This is a genomic window from Egibacter rhizosphaerae (assembly GCF_004322855.1).
GTDB lineage: Bacteria > Actinomycetota > Nitriliruptoria > Euzebyales > Egibacteraceae > Egibacter > Egibacter rhizosphaerae.
The window spans coordinates 1,672,409-1,693,110 of record NZ_CP036402.1; the positions used below are offsets into that span (position 1 = coordinate 1,672,409).

The 20,702-nt window shown below is 70.5% G+C and carries 20 protein-coding genes and 1 other RNA gene; 3 read left to right on the top strand and 18 right to left on the bottom strand.

From position 1 onward, the window contains the following. Positions 1-145: 145 nt before the first annotated feature. Both ER308_RS07765 and ER308_RS07770 read right to left on the bottom strand, forming a co-directional pair. On the bottom strand, positions 146-1,183 hold the full coding sequence (locus ER308_RS07765; RefSeq protein WP_131154456.1) for an aspartate-semialdehyde dehydrogenase: 1,038 nt from the start codon (positions 1,181-1,183) through the stop codon (positions 146-148). Next, entirely contained in the window at positions 1,180-2,430 is a 1,251-nt protein-coding gene (locus ER308_RS07770) for an aspartate kinase (RefSeq protein WP_131154457.1), read from the bottom strand. Before ER308_RS07770 ends, ER308_RS07765 begins: the two co-directional genes overlap by 4 nt. 198 nt (positions 2,431-2,628) lie before the next feature. Here ER308_RS07770 and ER308_RS22030 point away from each other — a divergent pair, with 198 nt between their 5' ends. Continuing rightward, positions 2,629-2,826: a hypothetical protein gene (locus ER308_RS22030; RefSeq protein ID WP_205745955.1), complete on the top strand. Its 198-nt coding sequence runs from the start codon at positions 2,629-2,631 to the stop codon at positions 2,824-2,826. A gap of 84 nt (positions 2,827-2,910) precedes the next feature. On the opposite strand, the gene recR is transcribed toward ER308_RS22030, so the two are convergent. The 13 genes from recR to ER308_RS07840 form a co-directional block, all read right to left on the bottom strand. Continuing rightward, a complete protein-coding gene (recR, locus tag ER308_RS07780) occupies positions 2,911-3,504 on the bottom strand; it encodes a recombination mediator RecR (protein ID WP_131154458.1) in 594 nt (197 codons plus the stop codon). Positions 3,505-3,518: 14 nt separating this feature from the next. After that, positions 3,519-3,830, bottom strand: coding sequence for a YbaB/EbfC family nucleoid-associated protein (locus ER308_RS07785; RefSeq protein ID WP_131154459.1), 312 nt, complete (start codon positions 3,828-3,830; stop codon positions 3,519-3,521). 68 nt (positions 3,831-3,898) lie between these two features. Beyond that, positions 3,899-5,878: a DNA polymerase III subunit gamma/tau gene (gene dnaX / locus ER308_RS07790; protein WP_165491900.1), complete on the bottom strand. Its 1,980-nt coding sequence runs from the start codon at positions 5,876-5,878 to the stop codon at positions 3,899-3,901. A 175-nt stretch (positions 5,879-6,053) separates the two neighbouring features. After that, an RNA gene (gene ffs, locus ER308_RS07795) (signal recognition particle sRNA small type) lies at positions 6,054-6,153 on the bottom strand. A gap of 84 nt (positions 6,154-6,237) precedes the next feature. Then, positions 6,238-7,326 (bottom strand): PDZ domain-containing protein, encoded by a 1,089-nt coding sequence (locus ER308_RS07800; RefSeq protein ID WP_131154461.1) that lies wholly within the window; start codon positions 7,324-7,326, stop codon positions 6,238-6,240. Beyond that, positions 7,323-8,438 carry a site-2 protease family protein gene (locus tag ER308_RS07805; RefSeq protein ID WP_131154462.1) on the bottom strand — a complete coding sequence of 372 codons (1,116 nt, stop codon included), beginning with the start codon at positions 8,436-8,438 and terminating at the stop codon, positions 7,323-7,325. Before ER308_RS07805 ends, ER308_RS07800 begins: the two co-directional genes overlap by 4 nt. Positions 8,439-8,626: 188 nt before the next feature. Continuing rightward, positions 8,627-9,622: an alcohol dehydrogenase catalytic domain-containing protein gene (locus ER308_RS07810; protein ID WP_131154463.1), complete on the bottom strand. Its 996-nt coding sequence runs from the start codon at positions 9,620-9,622 to the stop codon at positions 8,627-8,629. Positions 9,623-9,666: 44 nt separating this feature from the next. Continuing rightward, positions 9,667-10,875: a D-mannonate dehydratase ManD gene (gene manD, locus ER308_RS07815; protein ID WP_131154464.1), complete on the bottom strand. Its 1,209-nt coding sequence runs from the start codon at positions 10,873-10,875 to the stop codon at positions 9,667-9,669. A gap of 32 nt (positions 10,876-10,907) precedes the next feature. Continuing rightward, entirely contained in the window at positions 10,908-11,816 is a 909-nt protein-coding gene (locus ER308_RS07820) for a carbohydrate ABC transporter permease (protein WP_205745956.1), read from the bottom strand. Positions 11,817-11,819: 3 nt separating this feature from the next. Then, positions 11,820-12,770, bottom strand: a complete 951-nt coding sequence (locus tag ER308_RS07825; RefSeq protein ID WP_165491901.1) for a carbohydrate ABC transporter permease — start codon at positions 12,768-12,770, stop codon at positions 11,820-11,822. Positions 12,771-12,841: 71 nt separating this feature from the next. Continuing rightward, positions 12,842-14,275, bottom strand: a complete 1,434-nt coding sequence (locus ER308_RS07830; RefSeq protein ID WP_131154466.1) for an ABC transporter substrate-binding protein — start codon at positions 14,273-14,275, stop codon at positions 12,842-12,844. A 164-nt stretch (positions 14,276-14,439) separates the two neighbouring features. Then, positions 14,440-15,537 carry a sugar kinase gene (locus tag ER308_RS07835; RefSeq protein ID WP_131154467.1) on the bottom strand — a complete coding sequence of 366 codons (1,098 nt, stop codon included), beginning with the start codon at positions 15,535-15,537 and terminating at the stop codon, positions 14,440-14,442. After that, positions 15,534-16,226: a beta/alpha barrel domain-containing protein gene (locus ER308_RS07840; protein WP_131154468.1), complete on the bottom strand. Its 693-nt coding sequence runs from the start codon at positions 16,224-16,226 to the stop codon at positions 15,534-15,536. The genes ER308_RS07835 and ER308_RS07840 overlap by 4 nt, the downstream gene beginning before the upstream one ends. 121 nt (positions 16,227-16,347) lie before the next feature. On the opposite strand from ER308_RS07840, the gene ER308_RS07845 reads away from it, so the two are divergent. Continuing rightward, a complete protein-coding gene (locus ER308_RS07845) occupies positions 16,348-17,109 on the top strand; it encodes an IclR family transcriptional regulator (RefSeq protein WP_131154469.1) in 762 nt (253 codons plus the stop codon). Further along, positions 17,106-18,116 (top strand): glutaminase, encoded by a 1,011-nt coding sequence (locus ER308_RS07850; RefSeq protein ID WP_131154470.1) that lies wholly within the window; start codon positions 17,106-17,108, stop codon positions 18,114-18,116. The genes ER308_RS07845 and ER308_RS07850 overlap by 4 nt, the downstream gene beginning before the upstream one ends. Here the strand turns inward: ER308_RS07850 and ER308_RS07855 are convergent. The 3 genes from ER308_RS07855 to ER308_RS07865 all read right to left on the bottom strand — a co-directional run bounded on the left by ER308_RS07855 (position 18,113) and on the right by ER308_RS07865 (position 20,672). Next, positions 18,113-18,538 (bottom strand): DnaJ family domain-containing protein, encoded by a 426-nt coding sequence (locus tag ER308_RS07855; protein WP_131154471.1) that lies wholly within the window; start codon positions 18,536-18,538, stop codon positions 18,113-18,115. The genes ER308_RS07850 and ER308_RS07855 overlap by 4 nt on opposite strands. Before the next feature lie 117 nt (positions 18,539-18,655). Beyond that, positions 18,656-19,480 (bottom strand): ABC transporter permease, encoded by an 825-nt coding sequence (locus ER308_RS07860; protein ID WP_131154472.1) that lies wholly within the window; start codon positions 19,478-19,480, stop codon positions 18,656-18,658. 1 nt (position 19,481) lies between these two features. Next, positions 19,482-20,672, bottom strand: coding sequence for an ABC transporter substrate-binding protein (locus ER308_RS07865; RefSeq protein WP_131154473.1), 1,191 nt, complete (start codon positions 20,670-20,672; stop codon positions 19,482-19,484). Between the last annotated feature and the right edge of the window lie 30 nt (positions 20,673-20,702).

Sequence of the window (20,702 nt, forward strand, 5' to 3'; positions counted from 1 at the left end):
TCACGCGCCGGGATGTGTCGATCAACCGACCCCCGACGACGGTCCGTCAACGCAGCCCCGATCGGAACACCGGAACGTGCGTTGATCAGCCGACGCCGGGCGTGGCTCAGTCAACACTGCCGCGACGGAGCGGGTGCTCGTTGCCTCAGGCGTGGCCGCGCGCGATGAGCTCCTCGGCGATCTGCAGCGTGTTCAGCGCTGCGCCCTTGAGCAGGTTGTCGCCGGTCACCCAGAGGTTCAGCGCCTGCGGGTCCACGAGGTCGTCACGAACCCGGCCGACGACCGTCTCGCTCCGGCCAGCCCACTCGAGTGGAGTTGGAAGCTCGTCGGTGAGGAGGTTCGGGAACGCCTCCAGCACCTCGAGCGCCGCCGAAGCGGTTACCTCACGGGAGAACGTCGCCCGCACCTGGATCGCGTGGCCGACCACGACGGGCACTCGCACGCAGGTAGGCGTGACCGGCAGATCCGCGATACCCAGGATCTTGCGGGACTCGTTCTGGAGCTTCATCTCCTCGTCGGTGTAGCCGCGCTCGTCGACCTCTCCCATCTTCGGTACGACGTTGAACGCCAGCGGCGCGGCGTGGACCTCGTGGCTCACGCGCTTGGCGGCAGCCGCACCGTCCGAGCGCAGCAACTCCGGATCGTCGATGAGCTCGCGAGCCTGGGTCATCAACTCGTCGATGCCCTTCTGCCCCGCGCCACCGGCTGCCTGGAAGCTCGTCGCCGTGAACCCGGTCAGACCGAACGCGTCGTGCAACGCCTTGAGCGGCAGCATCGCCACCATCGTCGTGCAGTTCGGGTTCGCGACGATGCCCCTCGGGGGCCGCTGATCGAGCACGCCCGCGTTCACCTCGGTGACGACGAGCGGCACCTGGGGGTCCAGGCGCCACGCCGACGAGTTGTCCACGACGAGCGCGCCCGCGTCGACGGCCTGCGGCGCGTACTCCTTCGAGCGCCCGCCGCCAGCGCTGAACAGGGCGAGGTCCACCCCCTCGAAGACGTCCGGGTCGGAGAGCGCTCGGACGGTGACCTGCTCGCCCCGGACGGTGAGCTCGGTCCCCGCGGATCGCTCGCTCGCGACGAGGCGGATCTCGTCGGCGGGCAGGTCGCGTTCGGCGAGCAGGCGTCGCAGCTCGCGGCCGACCGCGCCGGTCGCGCCGACGATGGCAACGGTGCGGGTCATACGTGAACCTCCCCTTCGCCGAAGGCGGCTTCGACCTCGTCCCCGAGGCCGAAGCGCTCGTGCACCGCCCGGACCGCCGTCTCGACGTCCTGTTGCCGGACCACGACGGACACGCGGATGGTCGAGGTCGAGATGGCCTCGATGTTCACATCCGCGTCCGAGAGTGCCTGGAACATCGCCGCGGCCACGCCCGGGTGGGTCTTCATGCCCGCTCCCACGAGGCTCACCTTGCCGACGGCCTCGTCGAGCACGACCTCCTCCATCCCCACGTCGGCCCGCAACTCCTCGAGCCGCTGGACCGCCTTCGGGCCGTCGGCGATCGGCAGGGTGAACGAGATGTCGGTCGTCCCGTCGTCGCTCACGTTCTGCACGATCATGTCGATGTTGATGCTCTCGTCGGCGAGTGCCGAGAAGATCTTGGCCGCGACCCCGGGCTTGTCGGGCACCCGGCGGACGACGAGCTTGCCCTCGCTCGTGTCGTGCGCGACGCCCGAGATGATCGCCTGCTCCATGGTTCCGTCCCTCTCGACCCAGGTGCCCTCGTGAAACGTGAAGGAGCTCCGCACGTGGATGCGGACCCCGTGATTGCGCGCGTACTCGACGGAGCGGACCTGCAGCACCTTGGCGCCGCTCGCCGCAAGCTCGAGCATCTCCTCGTGCGTGACGCGGTCGAGCTTGTGTGCTCGCGGGGCGATGCGCGGGTCCGCGGTGTAGACCCCGTCGACGTCGGTGTAGATCTCGCAGAGGTCGGCCTCGAGAGCGGCGGCGAGCGCGACCGCGGTCGTGTCACTGCCACCGCGCCCGAGCGTGGTCACGTCCTTCGAGTCGCGGGAGACTCCCTGGAACCCGGCGACGATGACGACGTGGCCCTCATGGATCGCGTCGGTGATGCGCCCCGGCGTGATGTCGATGATGCGGGCCTTGCCGTGGCTCGCATCGGTGATGATGCCGGCCTGGCTGCCGGTGAAGCTCCGGGCGGTGAGGCCGCGCTCGCTGATGGCCATTGCGAGCAGGGCCATCGAAATCCGCTCGCCCGCGGTGAGCAGCATGTCGAACTCGCGCCCCGGCGGGATCTCGCTGATCTCATGCGCTTGGCGGATGAGCTGGTCCGTCGTCTTGCCCATCGCGGAGACGACCACGACGACATCGTCACCGTCGCGCTTGGCGCGCGCGATCCGATCCGCCACCGCCTGGACCCGATCGGTGTCCGCGACACTCGACCCACCGAACTTCTGAACGACGAGCACCCACGCACTCCCACGGTCGCGGACAGGACGCTCCCATGCTAGCCAGTGACCGTCACCGCTCGCGCTCGTGGATCGGCGGTCCCCACGACGAGCCCCGTACCACGGGGCGAGAAGGGGGCAAGTCCACGCGCCTGCCACGCACGCCCGCGGTCCTCACGCTGGTGGACACCGACATCGATCGGAGAGGAGGAAACCGCCATGCGCACGAAGACGATCCGCCGTCTCAGCATCATGTCGGCCGCGCTGCTGTCCCTGGGCCTGGTGGCCTGCGAGGACATCGAGGATGCCGGTGACGAGCCGGCCGATGACGGGGTCGAGGAGCCCGACGACGAGCTCGACGAGGACCTCGACGACGAGGGCGACGGCCTCGACGACGAGGGTGACGACCTCGACTAGCCGCACCGGCGAGGCCGAGGCCTCGCCACCGACGCAGCCAAGCGTCGCGACCACCCTGCGCCGCGGCCCAGAGAGGCCGCGGCGCTACACCTCCGTCCGACCGGTGAAAGCACGGCCGAGGGTCACCTCGTCGGCGTACTCCAGATCGCCTCCCACCGGCAATCCCGACGCGATGCGGCTGACGCGCACTCCGGTCGCCTTGAGTTGGCGCGCGAGGTAGCTCGCGGTCGTCTCCCCCTCGATGTTGGGATTCGTCGCGAGCACGACCTCCTGCACGTCCTCGTCGGTCAGCCGGCTCATGAGCTCGGCGATGCGCAGCTGCTCCGGCCCGACCCCATCGATCGGGCTGATGGCACCGCCGAGCACGTGGTAGCGGCCCCGGAACTCGCTCGTCTTCTCGATGGCCATGAGATCGCGTGGTTCCTCGACGACGCAGATCAGCCGTGGGTCGCGCCGGGCATCACGGCAGATGCGACATTCCTCGGCCTCGCTGACGTTCCCGCACCGGACGCAGAAGCGCACCTCGCTCGCAACGCGTGTGATCGCGTTCGCGAGCCGCTCGGAGTCGGCGCTGTCGACGGTCAGGAGATGAAAGGCGATCCGCTGGGCGCTCTTCGGTCCGACCCCGGGCAGGCGACCCAGCTCGGTGATGAGGTCCTGGACGGGACCCTCGTACATCGGCCGGCGCCCGCCTAGACCATGCCGGGCGGCAGCCCGAGCTCGCCGGCCAAGCCGCCGAGCTGGTCCTGCTCGTACTCGTTCGCCGCACGCAGCGCCTCGTTCACCGCCGCGACCACGAGGTCCTGCAGCATCTCGACGTCCTCGGGGTCGACGACGTCGGGGGAGATCTCGACCGCGCGCGCCTCGCTGCCGGTGCCGTTGAGGGTCACGGTGACCATGCCGCCGCCCGCGCTGCCGGAGACGTCGGCTGCGGCGATCTGCTGCTGCGCCTGCTCGAGCTTGGCTTGCATCTCCTGCGCCTGGCGCATCATCTGCGGATCCATCGGAGCCTCGGCGGTCGGGGGTCGGGTTGCGGTTCCGGGACAAGCCTACCCGGGCACCGCGAGATCGGTCAGCCGCGGTGGTCGTCGATGACGGTCGCCCCGAGCTCTCGGGTGACCGTCTCGATGGCTTGCTCTTGCAGGGCATCCGGGTCGGGAGTCGCGCCGACGGCCTCCTGGGCCTCGCGCTCGGCCACCGACTCCCCTTCGGCGTCGGCAGACACGCTGGGCGTGGACCCCGTCGGGGCGGCGTCGAGGTCCTCCTGCAACACGCAGGTGAGCCGCAGGCGCTCACCGAGCACTCGCTCGACCGCCCCACTGATCAGCTCGGCGTTGTCGGGCTGGCTGCAGCGATCGACGTGATATGCCCAGGGGAACCCGACGGTCACGACGTCCCCCTCGCGCGCGAGCGGGCGGCCGTGCGCCAGGAAGGACGCGACGGACTTGCGGGGAACCGCCTCGACGATCCGGTCCCACGACCGGCGCAGCTGCCCGACATCCACACCCGACGCAGTCGGGGCCCCCGCGTCGGAGGCAGGGGCCGATCGGGGCTCCGTGGCCGGCCCCACTTCGGACGCGGACACCGCACCCGGATCGGAGCCCGCGTTAGGCTCGGACTCCCCATCGTCGGCGGGCAGGACCTCGAGCTCGGGCACGGCACCGGGCTCGGGCACGCCACCGGGCTCGGGCACGCCACCGGGCTCGGGCACGCCACCGGGCTCGGGCGGCGCGTCCCGCACCGGCTCGGGCTCCGGCGTGGGCTCGGGATCGGGGGGACGGGGATCCGGCGTCGGGGTCGGGATCGGTGACGGATCGGGCTCGGGGACCGGGCCCGGCTGCGGCGGCGGGGTGGGCTCCGGCACCGGCTCGGGCTCCGGCGAGTCCGCAGCCCTCTCGCCGGCGGGTACCGCCGCCGAACTGCGCTCGAGGCGGTCGAGCCGAGCGGCGAGCGCCCCTGGATCCCCTGCCACATCGGGCAGGGCGGCCTTCGCGAGCGCGAGCTCGAGGGGCAGCCGGGCGCTGCCCCGGCGCATCTGCGTCTCGGCCTCGGTGAGCAGCTCCATGGCTCGCACGAGCTCGGCGCGCCCGATCCGCTCAGCCTGTGCGCGGAGCCGCTCGAGGCGTTCGGCGGTCGTGGTGACGAGCTGCTCGCCGGGAGCGACCTGCACGAGGAAGACCGCCCGCAGGTGCTCGACGAGATCCCGAGCCAGTTGGCGGACGTCATGGCCCTGCTCGATCGCTCGGTCGAGCAAGGCGCAGCAATCCGCCACCTGCCCGGTCCCGATCGCGTCGGCCAGATCGGTGAGCAGTGCGTCGGGTACCGAGCCGAGCACGTCGGCGACGCCGTCGACGGTGACGTCGGGCCCGGTGAACGCGACGACCTGGTCGAGGATCGACAGCGTGTCGCGGACACTGCCGTCGCCCGCACGGACGACGAGATCCCGCGCGTCGCTCTCGACGGTGAGGCCCTCGGCGGCCGCCACCTGCTCGAGGAACGCGGCCAGCTCGGACCCGCCGACCCGCTTGAAGTCGAAGCGCTGGGTGCGGGAGAGGATCGTGTCGAGCACCTTGTGCGGCTCGGTCGTCGCGAAGACGAACACGACGTGACCGGGGGGCTCCTCGACGGTCTTGAGGAAGGCGTTCCAGCCGGCCGTCGACAGCATGTGACACTCGTCGACGATGTAGACCTTCGTGCGAGCGGACGCGGGCGCGAACGCGACGCGGTCACGCAGCTCGCGCACGTCGTCCACCCCACCGTGACTCGCCGCGTCGATCTCGATCACGTCGACGTGGCTGCCACCCGCGATCTGCTCGCAGTGCTCGCAGGTCCCGCACGGGGTCGCGGTCGGGCCGTCCCGGCAGTTCAGGGATTTCGCGAGGATGCGCGCCGTGGACGTCTTCCCGGTCCCGCGCGGTCCGGTGAAGAGGTACGCGTGGTGCAGGCGGTCGTCGTCGACGGCCTGGGAGAGCGTCTCGGTGATGTGCGCCTGCCCGACGACCTCCTCGAAGGTCTGCGGACGGTGCTTGCGGTACAGCGAGATGGAAGCCACGCCCACACTCCGGTCACTACGAGGCGTCCTGCGCCGGCCGTGAGGACGTTGCGCTCGGTACGGTCCGCCACGCCGGCGCTTCTGCCCGTGGCACGGGCACGGTCCGGGATCCGGTACCCGGGATACTGACTGCGGCGCTCCGTGCGGGCCGCCGCGGGCACCACCGGACGGGCGACGAAGTGCGGCGTGACCGCGGCGCCCGTCGCTGACCGCTTATGGCTGCTGCCTTCCGGCCCTGACCAGGTTCACGGCGCGACGTCGCACGGGACCTCACCCGTCGCCCGCCCGGTGCTGTCCGCGGCGGGGTGGCGATGGTAGCAGCGGCACCGACCATCTCGCGGGCCGACCCGGGCACGCGCCTAGGCCGCGGGACGGAAGGGGCAGTCGAGCGGCTCGACGTCGACCGGCCGGATGTTCGGCGCGCCGCTCTGGAGCAGCACGTTCACCGCCTCGTCGAACGACGCGACCGGATACAGCTCCATGCTCGTGTCGTCCGGGAGCAGCTCGTGGGCCTCCTCGAACTGGGTCGCCGGGACGAGGAACACGTCCGCCCCCCGCTCGTGCGCGGCGAGGGCCTTCAGGTCCACCCCCCCGATGCGCCCGACTACGCCCTGGCTCGTGAGGGTTCCGGTCCCGGCGATCCGGCGCCCCCCGGCGAGGTTGAGCGACGGGTCGCTCTGGTCGTACACCGCCAGACCGATCATGAGCCCGGCACTGGGGCCCCCGATCCGTCCGCTCTCGACATCGACGGGCACGGGCAACTCGACCCGGGAGTTCAGGGTTTCCAGGTTGACCCCGATCGCGGGCTGCTCCTGCCCGTCGATCGTCAACTCGGACGGGGTGATCTCGACGTCGTGCTGCTGACCCCCGCGCTCGATGCGCAGGACCATCGGTTCGGTGTCGTCGATGGCCGCCCGCAGCTCCGCCTCGGTGCCGATCGCCTGCCCGTCGACCCCGATGATCACGTCACCGCCGCGCAACAGGCCTTCAGCGGGGCTGTCCTCCACGATCCCGGTGACCCGCGCGCCGTCCCCGATGAGGCGGTCCGGGTCCACTCCGAATCCGGCGGCCTGCAGCCCGAGGGCGGCCGCGCGCTGCGCGGTCTGCGAGAACACGCGCCGCTGCCCCGCGAAGTGGTCCCGGTCGTCGACGCCGGGGGTCACGACGCGGTCGTCGGGCCGCAGCCGAGCCGAAGGATCGACCGCACTCGCGACCACCCCGAACGGGGTGGCGCGCCTGAGGCTCACGGTCGTCAGCATGAAGTCGCCGTGCACCGGCAGGGTGTCCTCGGCATGGACGTCGACGCAGCCGCCGAGGGTCACGACGCTGCCCGTGGTCTCGACGAAGTAGGGCAACGGCGCTCGGAATCCCGCGGCCACGATCAGCACGATCCCCACCACCAGGAACCAGGCGGGCCACCGCTTGAGCCAGCCCATCCGCGATCTCACCGGCCGACCCCTCTCACGTCGTCGCCGACCAGGAGGCCGACCGGCCGACCCAGCTCGGTGACCAGCACGCTCTCGCCCGGGGACTCCAACAGGCGGTCGAGGGCATCCTCGGCCGACTCGTCCGCCTCGACGTGGTGGTCGGTGAGGGACTCGGCCGCCTCGTCCGCGTCGACGTGGTGGTCAGTGAGGAGCTCCGCTGCCGGCGTCACGCTCATGGCGACACCGGTGGCCCCGGGGGGTCCGGGCGCGTCAGCCCCGCTCACGTCCGATGGCAGGGGACGCATCAGATCACGGACGCGGGTGCTCGCGAGGGCTTGCCGCCAGGTCGCCCAGCGTCGGGCCTGCCAGGCGGCCTGGAGGAGGAACCCTCCGGCGAGCAGGGTGAAGACCCAGTTCGTGAGGCCGAGCAGGGCCGCATAGAGCAAGGGCCCGGTGATCAGCGGTTGCGGCCCTCCGGCCATCCCGTAGACGCCGGCCGCGAGGAGGGCGAGGGCGACCACGATCCCCCCGGTCGCGGTGGCCCGTGCCGCCCGTGCCGGCCGCGCGCCCAGCGCCCATGCGACCGCGCTGACCAGGCGTCCTCCGTCCAGCGGCAGCGCCGGCACCAGCGCGGCCATCCCCAGGAAGAAGTTCGTCCACGCGAGGTACCCGGTGACCACCCCGAACGGGTTCTGCGCCGGCGCGATCGAGTAGATGAGGCCGCTGGCACTCGCGAGCGCCAGGTTGGTGAAGGGGCCGGCGGCCGCGACCGCGGCGGCATCACGGGGGCGTGGAGCAGCGTGCAATCCGCGCACGGTCCCGCCCACGAGCGCGAACGTCAACGAGCGGGGACGCAGACCCAATTCGTGCGCGATGGCGAGCTGCGCGGCGTCTCGAGCGAGCAGGCTGGCGAGGGCGAGGGTCACGCCGACCGCGACCGCACCCGCGATCCCCGCCCAACCGAACGGCCACAACAGCGTGGCGAAGCGATCGACGAGGACCCAGACGATGAGCCCGCACACCAGCAGCCACGAGAGGTGGACCCGCACCGTGAGCCCGTGCGGGGTCGCGAGCGTGGCCGTCCGCAGCATCACGGGGCGGCTCAGCGCGGCGACGGCGCTCTCGCGGTTCATGGGCTCGTGCGATCCCGTAGCGGCGGTCCTTCCGGGCTACGCCCCATCCTGTCGAGCGCGCCGGGTTCCCGCTCGACCGGCCGCATGAGGGACGCTCTGGCATGGACGAAAACGAGGCCGCGACCGATGCGGTTCCCACCACGCCCACCGACCCGGGGTCCTGGCACACCGCCCCGGGCGGCACTGACTCATCCGGCATCGGGGGCCAGCACGGTCTTCATGCCCTCGCCGCGAGCGACGCGCTCCACGGCATCCACGTAGCTCTCGAGCGGCAGGGGCTGGTCGACCAGCGAGTGGAGATCGATCGCGCCACGATGCAACAGATCGAGGGCGGGCTGGAAGCTGTACCGTTTCGACATCGAGCCGAGGAGGGTCAGTTCCCGCTTGAACAGCTCGTAGGGTGAGAAGCCGGCCACGGCGTCGGCGGGCGCCACCCCGAGCAGCAGGTACCGGCCCCCAGGGGCGAGTCGGGCGATGCCGGCCTCGATGGCGGCGATCGATCCCGTCGCGTCCACGACCGCCTCGTACGAGGCCTCGTCCGTCCTAGCGACATCGTCGAAGGTGGTATCGGCCCAATCGGCCGCCCGTGTGCGCCGGACTTCACCGCGCTCGCACAAGTCGACGCGTGTCGCCCCGGAAGCCCGCATGAGCTTCCCGGCCAGCGCACCGATCACGCCGCCCCCGACGACCAGTACGGAGATGCCCGCGACGGAGCCGAGCCGCTCGGCTCCCCGCACCACGCAAGCCAGCGGTTCGGTGAGCGGGGTCCAGGACTCGGGCAGGTGCTCGGGCCAACGAAAGACGTTGACCGCGGGGACCGACACATACTCCGCGAAGGCGCCGTCGACGGTGTCGCCGATGGCGCCCCAGCCCAGGCACAGGTTGTAGCGCCCGGACCGGCAGTAGCGACATCGGCCACAGGTCAGGGTGCAATCGGCCGCGGCGAACTCTCCCTCGTCCAACCCGTCGACCTCGGCGCCGACCGCGACCACCCGACCTGCGAACTCGTGACCAGGGACGATGGGGTACGGAGTGGGCGGGAACAAGCCCTCGAAAATGTGCACGTCCGTACCGCAGAGGCCGGCTCCGGACACCTCGACGATCACATCACCCCGCCCGGGAACCGGATCGGCACGGTCGATCACCTCGGCACGACCCGGTTCGTACAGCACCACCGCGCGCATGACACCCTCGTTCGATCCGGATGCGGAGGGGCCCTCGGCCAGGCTCACCAACTGTGGACGGTGCCGTCCCAACGGCGAGCCACCGGAAGGTAGGCCCGCTGGTACGGGAAGTCCGCCGCCCGCTCCTCGTCGACCTCGACCCCGAGGCCCGGACTGTCCGAGACGTGCAGCATGCCCTCCTCGAGCCAGTACCCCACACGGAAGACCTCGTGCGCCTCCTCAGGGTGCCGCATGTACTCCTGAAGCCCGAAGTTGTGCACCGCCGTCTGGAAGTGCAGCGCCGCCCCGAGGTTGACCGGGGACAGATCCGTGGGTCCGTGGCAGGCCGTGCGCACGTGGTAGAGCTCGGCGAGGTGCGCGATGCGTTGGAGATGGGTGAGGCCCCCGGCGTGCGCTACTGTCGTTCGGATGTAGTCCAGTAGCTGCTCGCCGATCAACTGGTGTGCGTCCTGGATCGTGTTGAACACCTCGCCGATCGCGATCGGGGTCACCGTATGGTGTCGGACGAGCCGTAGCGATTCCTGCGCCTCGGCCGGCACGGGATCCTCGAGCCAGAACAGCTGGTAGGGCTCGAGCGCCTTGCCGAGCTGGGCCGCCTCCCTCGGGGTGAGACGGTGATGGGCGTCGTGCAGCAGCTCCACCTCCCAGCCGAGCTCCGCGCGGGCGCGTTCGAAGAGTTGGGGCACGCCTCGCAGGTACGGGCCGGGCTCGAAGGTCTCCTCGATGGGGTGGTCAGGTGCCGCCGGCTCATAGTAGAGATCGCCTCGCCCCACGCCGTAGGGCTGCTCGAGACCCGGCAGGCCCGATTGCAGTCGGACCGCGCGGTATCCCATGTCGATGTAGCCGCGGGCGGCGGCGATGGCACCGTCGATGGTCGACCCGTTGGCGTGTCCGTAGACGGTGACCCCGCGTCGAGCGCGTCCCCCGAGCAGGTTGTACACGGGTGTGTCGAGCAGCTTCCCCTTCAGGTCCCACAGCGCGACGTCCACCGCTCCGATCGCGGTCATGGTGACCGGTCCCCGACGCCAGTAGGCGCCCTTGTAGAGCGAGTGCCAGATGTCCTCGATCTCCGTCGCGTCGCGACCGATCAGCAGAGGTAGCACGTGGTCGTCGAGGTAGCTCGCGACGGCGAGCTCCCGCCCGTTGAGCGTCGCGTCGCCGTAGCCACGCAACCCTCGGTCCGTCTCGATGAGGAGCGTGACGAAGTTGCGCCCCGGGCTGCAGACGAGGGTGCGCGCGTCGGTGATGCGCATGGGAGAGCCATCCTTTCGGTGGTGGCAGCGGGCTAGCCCTTGACGGCGCCGATCGCGAGGCCGCGGACGATGTGCCGTTGCACTGCCAGCGCCATCGCGACGACGGGTAGCACCATGAGCGTGGCCGCGGCCGCGATCGCGCCCCAGTTGACCTGGCCGTAGCTCATGAAGTTGAACACGGCGACGGGCAGCGTCTCGGTCGACCGTCCGCTGATCGGGATCGAGAACATGAAGTGGTTCCAGCTGAAGATGAAGCCCACGATGCTCGACGCGACGAGCCCCCCACGCACCATCGGCAGCGCGACGAGCAGGAACGTGCGGAACACGCTCGCCCCGTCCACCGCGGCGGACTCCAGCACCTCGGTCGGCAGCTCCTCGAAGAAGCTGATCATCAGCCACGTCACGAGTGGGAGGACCACGATCAGGTGGACCGCGATCATCCCGCGGTAGCTGTCGATGAGTCCGGCCCGACTGAAGAGGATGAACCACGGGATCAGAAAGGTGATCCCGGGTGTGATGCGAGAGGACAGGATGATCAGCGCGAACTTCGGCACGTTCCAGCGCGCGACGGCGTAGGCCGCGGGCAGGCCCACCACCCAGGAGATGACCAGCGCCCCGGCGGCGATGACGAGCGAGTTCAAGGCGAATCGAACGAAGTCGGTCTGCTCGAACACGGCCCGGTAGTTGTCGAGCGTCGGTGTGAACGTCCACTGATGGTCGGCGGCCGTGATATCGACCGGCGACATCAGGGACGTGGTGACCATGTAGTAGAAGACGAAGAGGAACGGAACGAGCACGACCACGAGCAACGTGTAGAACCCGATCGTCCGCAACGGTCCCCGCACCCGCACCCAGGTGCTGTTGGGGTCGCGCACGGGACGGGGCTCGCGCTCAACGGGGGCCATCTCGTCAGAGCGCTCGGTGTCGGTGGTGGTGCCCATCCCTCAGTCCTTTGCTCGACGGAAGCGCAGCAGGAGCACCGCGCAGCCCAGTACGACGAGGAAGTAGACGATCAGCATCGCGGCGGAGTAGCCGAACCGCATGTACTGGAAGGTCGTGTTGTAGACGTAGATGTTGAGGGTCTCGGTCGCGAAGCCCGGCCCTCCTTGCGTTATCACGAGGATGATGTCGAACGTCTTGAGGGCCTCGATCAGGCGGAACACGACCGCGATGATGACCACGGGTCGCACCATCGGCAGGATGACGAACCAGAACCGTTGCCAACCGTTCGCACCGTCGACGGACGCAGCCTCGAGCGGCTCCTCGGGGAGCGCTGACAGCCCCGCGAGCGTGATCAACGCGATGAGCGGCGTCCACTCCCACACATCGACCGCCGCGAGTGACCACAACGCGGTGGAGGCGCTCGAGGTCCACGCGAGCGGCGGCATGCCGATCGACGTGAGGATGTCGTTCAGGATGCCCAACTGGGGCTGGAACATCAGGCGGAATATCAGGGCGATCGCGACGGGTGTGGCGATCATGGGCATGAGCATGATCGAGCGGATCATCCCGCGGGCGCGGAACTCGCGATGGAGGAACACCGCGATCGCGACGCCCAGGACGGTCTGGAAGGTGATCGCCACACCGGTGAACAGGAAGGTTCGGCCGAGAGCCAGGAGGAATCGCTGGTCCTCGAGGAGCCGTTGGAAGTTGTCCAGTCCGACGAACTGCGGCGGTTGGTCGATGCCCCCGACCCACTCGTGAACCGAGAGGTAGAGGGTGTACGCGACCGGGAACGCCATCATGACGACCACGAACGCCACGCCCGGCGAGACGAAGACGCCGACGACGTGGCGGTCCACGAAGGAGGCGACGCGGTCGCCGAGCCCTCTCGACCCCCGGCTCCCCGGGGGCCCGCTGGGACCCTCCCCCTGGGTTGCGACCTCGGACGCCATGGCCTCGCTCCTGTACGCGGGCCATGGCGGACGGCGCCTCGCGCCGCCCGCCATGGCCCGATGTCGGACTGCTACTCCTGCTCGACGATCCGGTTGAAGTCCTCGGCGGCGGCTTCAGCCGCTGCTTCAGCCTCCTCGCCGCTCGTCTCGATCGATCGCACGATCCCCTCACCGATGGCGTCGCGGACCTCCGGGACCGGCACGACGTCGGGCGTGGTGCGCCGCGCCTCGGGTAGCTGCTCCTCGAACACCTCGACCCACTCGTCGGGGTAGAAGTCTCCGTATTCGGTGGACTCGCGGGCGCCGGTGACCCCGGCGTCCTGCACCTGTTGAACAACCTCGGGGCTCGTCGCCCACTGGACGAAGTACCACGCCGGCTCCTTGTTCTCCGACGCGGAACTGATCGCGATCGCCCAGGCCCAGAACGTGTGGGCGTGCCCGCCCGGCCCCTCGGGCACCGGTGCGAAGCCCACGTCATCGGCCACGGCCGACTCGTCCGGGTCGATCAGGTCGGCCGAGAACACGCTGGCGTCGGTGAGCATGGCGACCTCACCCTGCTGGAAGAGGGGGATGTTCTCCTCCCAGGAGTTGTTGATCACCCCGGATGGGCCGTACTCGCCCAGCAGGCGGCCGTAGTACTCGAACGCCTCGACGCCTTCGGGGCTGTCGAAGTCCGCCATCCCTTCGTCATCGCTCCAATCCGCCCCATGGGCGTACAGGAAGGCGGCGATCTTCGTGACGGCGGCGGCGGTGCGGCCACGCGTCGCGAACGCTCGCATCCCGTCGGGGTCGTCGATCTCCGCGGCGACCTCCTCGAGCTCCTCGAGCGTCTCCGGAGGCTCGAGGCCGTGCTCGTCGAGGACGTCCTCGCGGTAGAAGAGCATGTCCGTCTCGATCTGGATCGGCATGCCGATCAACTCACCGTCCTGCTCGTGGTCGGCGACCGGACGGTCGGCCATGTCGTCGAAGTCGTAGTCGTCAGCGGTCAGTGAATCGTCCTCGAGGTAGGGATAGAGGTCCTCGTACCACCCGGAGTCGTGGTATCGCCCACCCTCCTGAAGAGCACTGGTCATGAAGACGTCGATGTCGTCGGACCGCGCCGTGAGCTCGGTGGTCACCCGCTGGCGGAACTGCTCCTCCGGCTGCGCGTCGGCCTCGACGGTGATTCCCGTCAACTCCTCGAACTCGGGGATGAGCGGCTCGATCTCCTCCTGCCAAGGGTGCTGGTTGAGGGCCACGCGGATCGTCTCACCCTCGTGGCGATCCCAATCGAAGTCGCCGTCCTCGGCGTCCTCGGCGACGTCCTCGCCGTCATCCTCCTCGTCCGCGGGGTCCGCGTCGGCCTCGTCCTCCTCGTCGGCAGGCTCTTCCTCCCCGGGCTCGTCCTCCTCATCGTCGACAGCCTCTTCGTCCTCCGCACAAGCTGCCGCCAGGAGCCCCAGCACCAGCACGGCGACGAGGGTCAGCATCCAGCGGGGCACTGCTCTACGAGTGTCGGTGTGCATCGGCTCTCCTTGCGTTGCGTTGGTCCTTGCGCTCGTCGCGGGCGGGGTCTCAGTGAGGCCGCGCTCGGAGCAAGGCCTCGTTCGTGCTACTCCGGTTCCGATCGCTTCCTCGTTCGGTGATGGGTCGTGCACTGGCGAGTGATGAGCGAATACGTGGTGTCGGATCAACGGACAACTCGCACCGTGCGCGCATCGATGGCTGCCTCGACCTCGTCGAGTGAGACCATCGAGGTGTCCCCGGGCGTCGTCATCGTCAGCGCCCCGTGGGCGGCCCCGTACTCGACGGCAGTGGGCATCGGTTTGCCGGCCAGCAGCGCGTAGATCAGCCCTGATGCGAAGCCGTCGCCGCCCCCCACGCGGTCGTAGATCTCCAGGCCTTCTCGAGTCGTCGCCTGGTGGAACGCGCCCTGCGCGTAGGCGATCGCCCCCCAGTCGTTGCGGTTGGCCGTGGTGGCATGCCGCAGCGTGGTACCGACGACCTGAACGTTCGGGAAAGCCCCGACGACCTCGCCGATCATCCGCTTGAAGTTCGTCGGGTCGAGTTCCGCGAGGTCCGGGTCAGTGCCTTTCACCTCGAAGCCGAGGGCGGCCGTGAAGTCCTCCTCGTTGCCCAACATCACGTCGACGTAGGGAGCAAGGGCACGATTCACCTCGATCGCACGCTCCTGCCCCCCCTGAGCCGCCCAGAGCCCCCGGCGGTAGTTGAGGTCGTAGGACACGAGCGCACCGCTCGCCTTCGCGACCTGCAGCGCCTCCAACAGCACATCGATGCTCTGGGGCGCCAACGCCGCGTAGATCCCGCCGGTGTGGAACCACCGCACTCCCTCCTCGTGGAAGAGCTGTGCCCAATCGATGTCCCCGGGCCGCATCTCCGCGATCGCGGTGTGTCCGCGGTCGTACACGCTTCGGGCGGGGCGGATCCCATAACCCTTCTCCGTGAAGTTCAGGCCGACCCGGCCGTTGCCCCCGAACCCGTCGTAGGGCGTCCAGTGCACATGGCGGGTATCGACTCCGCCGGCCTGCATGAGGCCCTGAACGAGCCGCCCGACCTCGTTCTCGACCAGTGCGGTGACCGCGGCCGTGCGCAGTCCGAAACAGCTCGCGAGCGCGCGCGCCACGTTGTACTCGCCCCCGCCCTCCCAGACGTCGAATGAGCGAGCCGCGCGGATCCGTGTCCAACCAGGGTCGAGTCGGAGCATCACCTCCCCCAGCGAGACGCAGTCCCAGCGGGCTGCCCCCGCCTCCTTGATGTCCAGGCTCATGACCACTCCTCTGCGGGCCGGGGGCGGCATTCGGTAACCAGACGCGCAGTCGCCGCCACACGGTCGGTGATGGCCTGCCAGTGGCCCTCAGCGAGCTCGTTCGACGGGAGCAGCTGCGAGCCGAGCCCGACGCACGCGGCTCCCGCGTCGAACCACGCGCTCAGCGAATCCGTCGTCGGTGCGACGCCCCCGGTGGGCATGAGCCGCGACCATCGCGACGGCCCCAGCACCGAACGGATGAGCTCGGGACCCCCAGCCGCGCCCCCCGGGAAGACCTTGACGATCTCGGCGCCCAGCTCTTCGGCCCGCGCGATCTCGGTCGGGGTCGCGCAGCCCGGCAGGTACCCGACCTTGCGACGATTGCAGACTCTCGCGACGTCGGGGTCCAGCGTCGAGGAGACGACGAACGACGCCCCCGCGTTCAGGTACAGCGACGCGGTCTCCGCATCGGGCACGGAACCCGCGCCGAGCACCACGTGCGGCAGTTCCCGCTGACAGACGCGTTCGAGCTCCAGGAAGACCTCGTAGGCACCATCGCCGCGATGCGTGAACTCGAGGGTCCGCCCCCCGCCGGCTGCGACGGCGTGCAGCGCCTTCGACGCACGGTCCGGGTCCGGATCGTGGAAGAGCGGGACGAAGCCCTGGCGGAGCATCACCACCAGGGCCTCAAGGCGAGTGAACCGAGCCATGCACCCTTCTTTGCGTTGCGGCAGCGACGACGGTCCGTCCACATAGGTGGACGATATCCACTAGCGTGAACGACAGCATGGACGCCTTGCACGGCACTGTCAACAGGGGGAGACTTCGCCCGTGGCGAACGAGACGAGCGAGCGGGAAGCCAAGTCGGCGGTCCGAACCATCCAGATCCTCGAACGGCTCACCGAACCCGACGGGCCGACCCTCGCGGAACTGGCGCGCGACCTCGGAGCCCCGAAGAGCAGCATCCATGCCGTGGTGCAAACCCTGATCCGCCGCGGATGGGTCGACCGTGACGGCGCGGGGAGGCTGAGCATCGGCGGGCGAGCGCTCCTGGTGGGCACCGCCTACCTGGACGCCGACCCGGTCGTGGCACTCGCGCGCCCGGTCCTGGACGAGCTGGTCGCCGAACTCGACGAGACCGTGCACCTCGGCCGTCTCGACGGGACGGACATCGTCTACCTCGCCAAGCGCGAGTCGACTCAGCAGCTGCGCATGTTCTCGGCCGTCGGACGCCGGTTGCCCGCCTACGCGACCGCGCTCGGCAAGGCCCTCCTCGCCCAGCTGCCCGAGGACCGGTTGGAGGCACACCTTCCCGAGCGGCTCGAAGCGCTCACCGAGGCGACCCTCACCGACCGCGGGGAGCTACGCGACCAGCTGGCACAGATCCGAGCCCAGGGCTGGTCGGCTGACGAAGGCGAGAACAGCGAGGGGATCGCGTGCCTCGCGGTCGCGGTGCCCTTGCACGATCCCCCTCAGGACGCCCTGTCGTGTTCGGTGCCCACGGTGCGGTTCGGGCCAGAGCGCCGGGAGGCCGTCCGCCAACGGCTCCTACGCGCCCGCGACGAGCTCGCACACACGCGGGCACTGGCATGACCCGCGCGGACGAGCGCGACCAACGGTCGTCCGCGGATGGTGCGCAAGGGCCGCACGACCTCGATCCGACGGTCACCGGGGACCTCGACGAGGTCCTGGCGGGAGCGCTCGAGCACGCCCGCCCGTACGCCGAGGAGGGCACGCTTCCGACCCGGGCCCCGTCGGTGGCCGAGGTCGATCCGACCCGCTTCGGCATCGCCGCGGTGGAACTCGACGGGACGGAGCACGTGGCCGGTGAGGCCGACACGCCCTTCCCCATCCAGAGCATCTCGAAGGTCTTCTCGCTCGTGCTCGCGATGCAGAAGGCCGAAGACGGGCGCGGCATCGAGGCCGAGCTCTGGCAGCGGGTCGGCGTCGAGCCCTCGGGGGACCCGTTCAACTCGCTCGTTCAGCTCGAGCACGAGGAAGGTGTCCCGCGCAACCCGATGATCAACGCGGGTGCGCTCATCGTCGACGACGTCCTGGTGACCCACTGCGAGGACCCGCCGGGCGACATGCGGTCGCTCGTGAGCGAGCTCGCCGGCGAGCCGCTCGACCTCGACGGGACCGTCCTCGAGCAGGACGGGGAATCGGGTCACCGCAACCGGGCGATGGCCTACCTGATGAGCTCGTTCGGCAACCTCCGGAACCCGATCGATCGAGTGCTCGACACCTACGTCCACCAGTGCGCCGTCTCGATGACCACCCGTCAGCTGGCGCGGGCCGTGCGGTTCCTGGCGAACCATGGTGTGGACCCGGCGACGGGCCGCCAGGTCCTGGAACCGGCCTCGGCCCGCCGCGTCGCCGCGATCATGCTCACCTGCGGGACGTACGACGCCGCGGGCGAGTTCGCGTTCAACGTCGGGCTGCCCTGCAAGAGCGGGGTCGCCGGCGGCATCGTCGGGACCGTCACCGACACGATGGGCGTCTGCGTCTGGTCCCCGCCGCTGGCGCCGTCGGGCAACTCGGCCGGAGGGACCGCGGCCCTCGCCTACCTCGCGGAGCGGCTGCGGATCTCGCTCTTCTAGTTCCCGGTGGAGCCATCCCCCTGCCGGCGGACGTGGTCGCGCCAGCGCCGCACGACCTCGTCGGGGTCGAGTGGCGCCACATCGGACGGCGGTCCGGTGGCGGGACGCGCGTTGACCTCGCGGATCCGCTCGTTCAGCTCGTCGACGAGCCGGCGGACGGCGCGTTCGGACCGCATCCCGTCGATGCGGTCGAGAGTGCGTTCGACCTCCCGCCGCAGCGCGATCGTCTCGGGGGTGAGCGAGAGGTTCTCGCGCCGCACGAGCTGCTTGACCCACCACATCTCGTCACGGGGGCGATCGAGGTCGGGCAGCGGCTTGCCCTTGCTCGGCAGGTCGTCGAACTCGCCGCGCTCCTGCGCTTCGCGGATCTGGCGATCGACCCACGTCTCGTGCGGCATTCCCGGCGGTTTCCGCTCGGTCATGGTCCCATGGTCGCACGAGTGGCATCCCCCGGCCGACGGACCCGCGACAGTTCGGTGGGGACGGCCCGGTGCGGCCGGCCCGGTGCTGCGTTGGCCATCAACCGCGGCGCGACGCCATCAACCGCGGCGCGACGCGGTCAAGCGCTGCGTGAGGGCGTCGATCACGAACCCGAGCGCCCCGATGACGAGGATCGTCGCCGTCAGGTCGTCGTAGGCGAGCCGGTCGCGGCTGTCGAGCACGTAGTACCCGAGCCCGGAGTCGACGCCGAGCATCTCCGCGGGCACGAGCACGACCCAGGCGATCCCGACCGCTACCCGGGAGCCCGTGCGCACGTGGGGCCGCACCCCGGGTACGACGACGTGGCGCACCACCTCCCAGCGGCTCGCCCCGAGGCTGCGCGCCACCATCGGCCACCCCGGCTCGAGCTCGCCGACGCCCGCGACGGTGTTCATCAGGAGCGGCCAGACGGCTGCGACCGCGATGAGGAACACGACCGGCCCGTCGCCGACCCCGAACGCGATGATCGCGACCGGTGCCCACGACAACGGCGAGATCATCCGCGCGAACTGCAGCACCGGGCCGGCGGCTTGGTGGACGGTCGAGACCAGCCCGATGAGCAGCCCCGCGGGCACGCCGAGGGCCGCCGCGATCGCGAGTCCGCCCGCGAGCCGACGGAGGCTGTCGAGCGCGTGGGGAGCGAGCACTCCCCCGCCGACCAGCTCGACGAGCGCGGCGAACGCCGGACCGGGCCCGAACCGGACGAGCATCGCGTCGTCGGCGGGCAGCACGGCCGTGACCAGCCACCACAGCACGACGGTCAGCCCGGCTCCGACGAGCGCGAGACCGGCACGCCGGCCGGTGGCGCGGGCACGCCCGCCTCCCGCGCCGCGCTGGGGGAGGAAGGCCGGGGCGATGGGCTCGGGCGTGGGGGTGGCTGCCACGTCAGACCCCGATCTGCTCGTCGCGGGCGAGGTCGGTGAGGCCGAACGCCCCGGGCCCGCCCAGCTCGTCGATCGCGTCGCGTGCGAACGCGCCGGCGACGAGCTCACGGTGTGCGCGCCGGGGCTCGAGCTCGGCGAGGAACCCGTCGCGGCCCTCGACCTCCGTGTTGCGCATCCGCCGCACCAGCTCCTCGGTGTAGGAGGGGAAGGGGAACGGTTGGAAGTCGATGCGCGGACTCTCCCACTCGGGGCGCGAGACCGCGCCCGATTCCCGGTAGGCGGGATCGTCGATGCCGGTGAGTGCGCGCTCGATCACCGGGCGCGGCTGGGGCAGGTAGCCGTCGCCGTCCCCGGAGAGGACGTGGGCGGTCGCCTCGCGATCCTCCCGGGCGTCGAGTTGCGCGCGGGCCACCGCACCGACGATGGCGGCGACACGATCGGGATGGCCCTCGACCAGGTCGTCGTGCACGACGGTCACGCAGCAGGCGTGCTGCCGCCACACGTCGCCGGTGAAGCGCAGGATCCGGCCGATCCCGCCGACCTCGGCGGCCGCGTTGAACGGGTCGGCCACGATGTAGCCGTCGATCGACCCGGCCTCCAACCCCGGTGGCATGTCCGGCGGCGCCATGACCAGCAGCTTGACCTCCCCGGCCTCGGGATCGGGTTCACCGCGGAGCACCGGCCGCAGGCCCCCCTCGGCGAACAGCATCTGCAACGCGATGTTGTGGATCGAGTACCAGAACGGCACCGCGACCGTCCCGCCGGCGAGGTCGGTGATGGAGTCGATCTCGTGTCGCACGGTGAGGGCCGACCCGTCGGTGTGGTTCCACGCGACGATGCGCGCGGGATAGCCCTGGTCGAACCGCAGGTGCACCGCCATCGGCATCAGCAGGTGCACGACGTCGACCTGGCGCGCCTGGAAGGCTTCGGCGATCGGCGCCCAGCCCCGGAACAGCCTCGGCTCGTCGACGGTGAGTCCCGCGTCCGCGTAGTGGCCGTTGGCCTCGGCGAGGACGAGCGGGGTCGCGTCGGTGATCGGCAGGTAGCCGATGCGCAGCGGTCGCTCGGGATCGCCGACCGGCTCCGCGGCGCCGGTCTCGGCGAGTCCGGGGGTGCAGGCGTTCAGCACGCCGCCGCCCGCGGCGAGGGCCCCCGTGGCACCGAGCGAGCGGAGCAGCCGACGTCGGCTCATGGTCCCGCGGCCGACGGGAGCCGCGCCGCG

What these genes read in the sequence shown, in the direction of transcription:
- ER308_RS07765 (WP_131154456.1), bottom strand. Translation starts at nt 1,183, where the DNA reads ATGACCCGCACCGTTGCCATCGTCGGCGCGACCGGCGCGGTCGGCCGC.
- ER308_RS22030 (WP_205745955.1), top strand. Translation starts at nt 2,629, where the DNA reads ATGCGCACGAAGACGATCCGCCGTCTCAGCATCATGTCGGCCGCGCTG.
- recR (WP_131154458.1), bottom strand. Translation starts at nt 3,504, where the DNA reads ATGTACGAGGGTCCCGTCCAGGACCTCATCACCGAGCTGGGTCGCCTG.
- ER308_RS07785 (WP_131154459.1), bottom strand. Translation starts at nt 3,830, where the DNA reads ATGGATCCGCAGATGATGCGCCAGGCGCAGGAGATGCAAGCCAAGCTC.
- ER308_RS07805 (WP_131154462.1), bottom strand. Translation starts at nt 8,438, where the DNA reads ATGAACCGCGAGAGCGCCGTCGCCGCGCTGAGCCGCCCCGTGATGCTG.
- ER308_RS07810 (WP_131154463.1), bottom strand. Translation starts at nt 9,622, where the DNA reads ATGCGCGCGGTGGTGCTGTACGAACCGGGTCGTGCCGAGGTGATCGAC.
- manD (WP_131154464.1), bottom strand. Translation starts at nt 10,875, where the DNA reads ATGCGCATCACCGACGCGCGCACCCTCGTCTGCAGCCCGGGGCGCAAC.
- ER308_RS07820 (WP_205745956.1), bottom strand. Translation starts at nt 11,816, where the DNA reads ATGGGCACCACCACCGACACCGAGCGCTCTGACGAGATGGCCCCCGTT.
- ER308_RS07825 (WP_165491901.1), bottom strand. Translation starts at nt 12,770, where the DNA reads ATGGCGTCCGAGGTCGCAACCCAGGGGGAGGGTCCCAGCGGGCCCCCG.
- ER308_RS07830 (WP_131154466.1), bottom strand. Translation starts at nt 14,275, where the DNA reads ATGCACACCGACACTCGTAGAGCAGTGCCCCGCTGGATGCTGACCCTC.
- ER308_RS07835 (WP_131154467.1), bottom strand. Translation starts at nt 15,537, where the DNA reads ATGAGCCTGGACATCAAGGAGGCGGGGGCAGCCCGCTGGGACTGCGTC.
- ER308_RS07840 (WP_131154468.1), bottom strand. Translation starts at nt 16,226, where the DNA reads ATGGCTCGGTTCACTCGCCTTGAGGCCCTGGTGGTGATGCTCCGCCAG.
- ER308_RS07850 (WP_131154470.1), top strand. Translation starts at nt 17,106, where the DNA reads ATGACCCGCGCGGACGAGCGCGACCAACGGTCGTCCGCGGATGGTGCG.
- ER308_RS07855 (WP_131154471.1), bottom strand. Translation starts at nt 18,538, where the DNA reads ATGACCGAGCGGAAACCGCCGGGAATGCCGCACGAGACGTGGGTCGAT.
- ER308_RS07865 (WP_131154473.1), bottom strand. Translation starts at nt 20,672, where the DNA reads ATGAGCCGACGTCGGCTGCTCCGCTCGCTCGGTGCCACGGGGGCCCTC.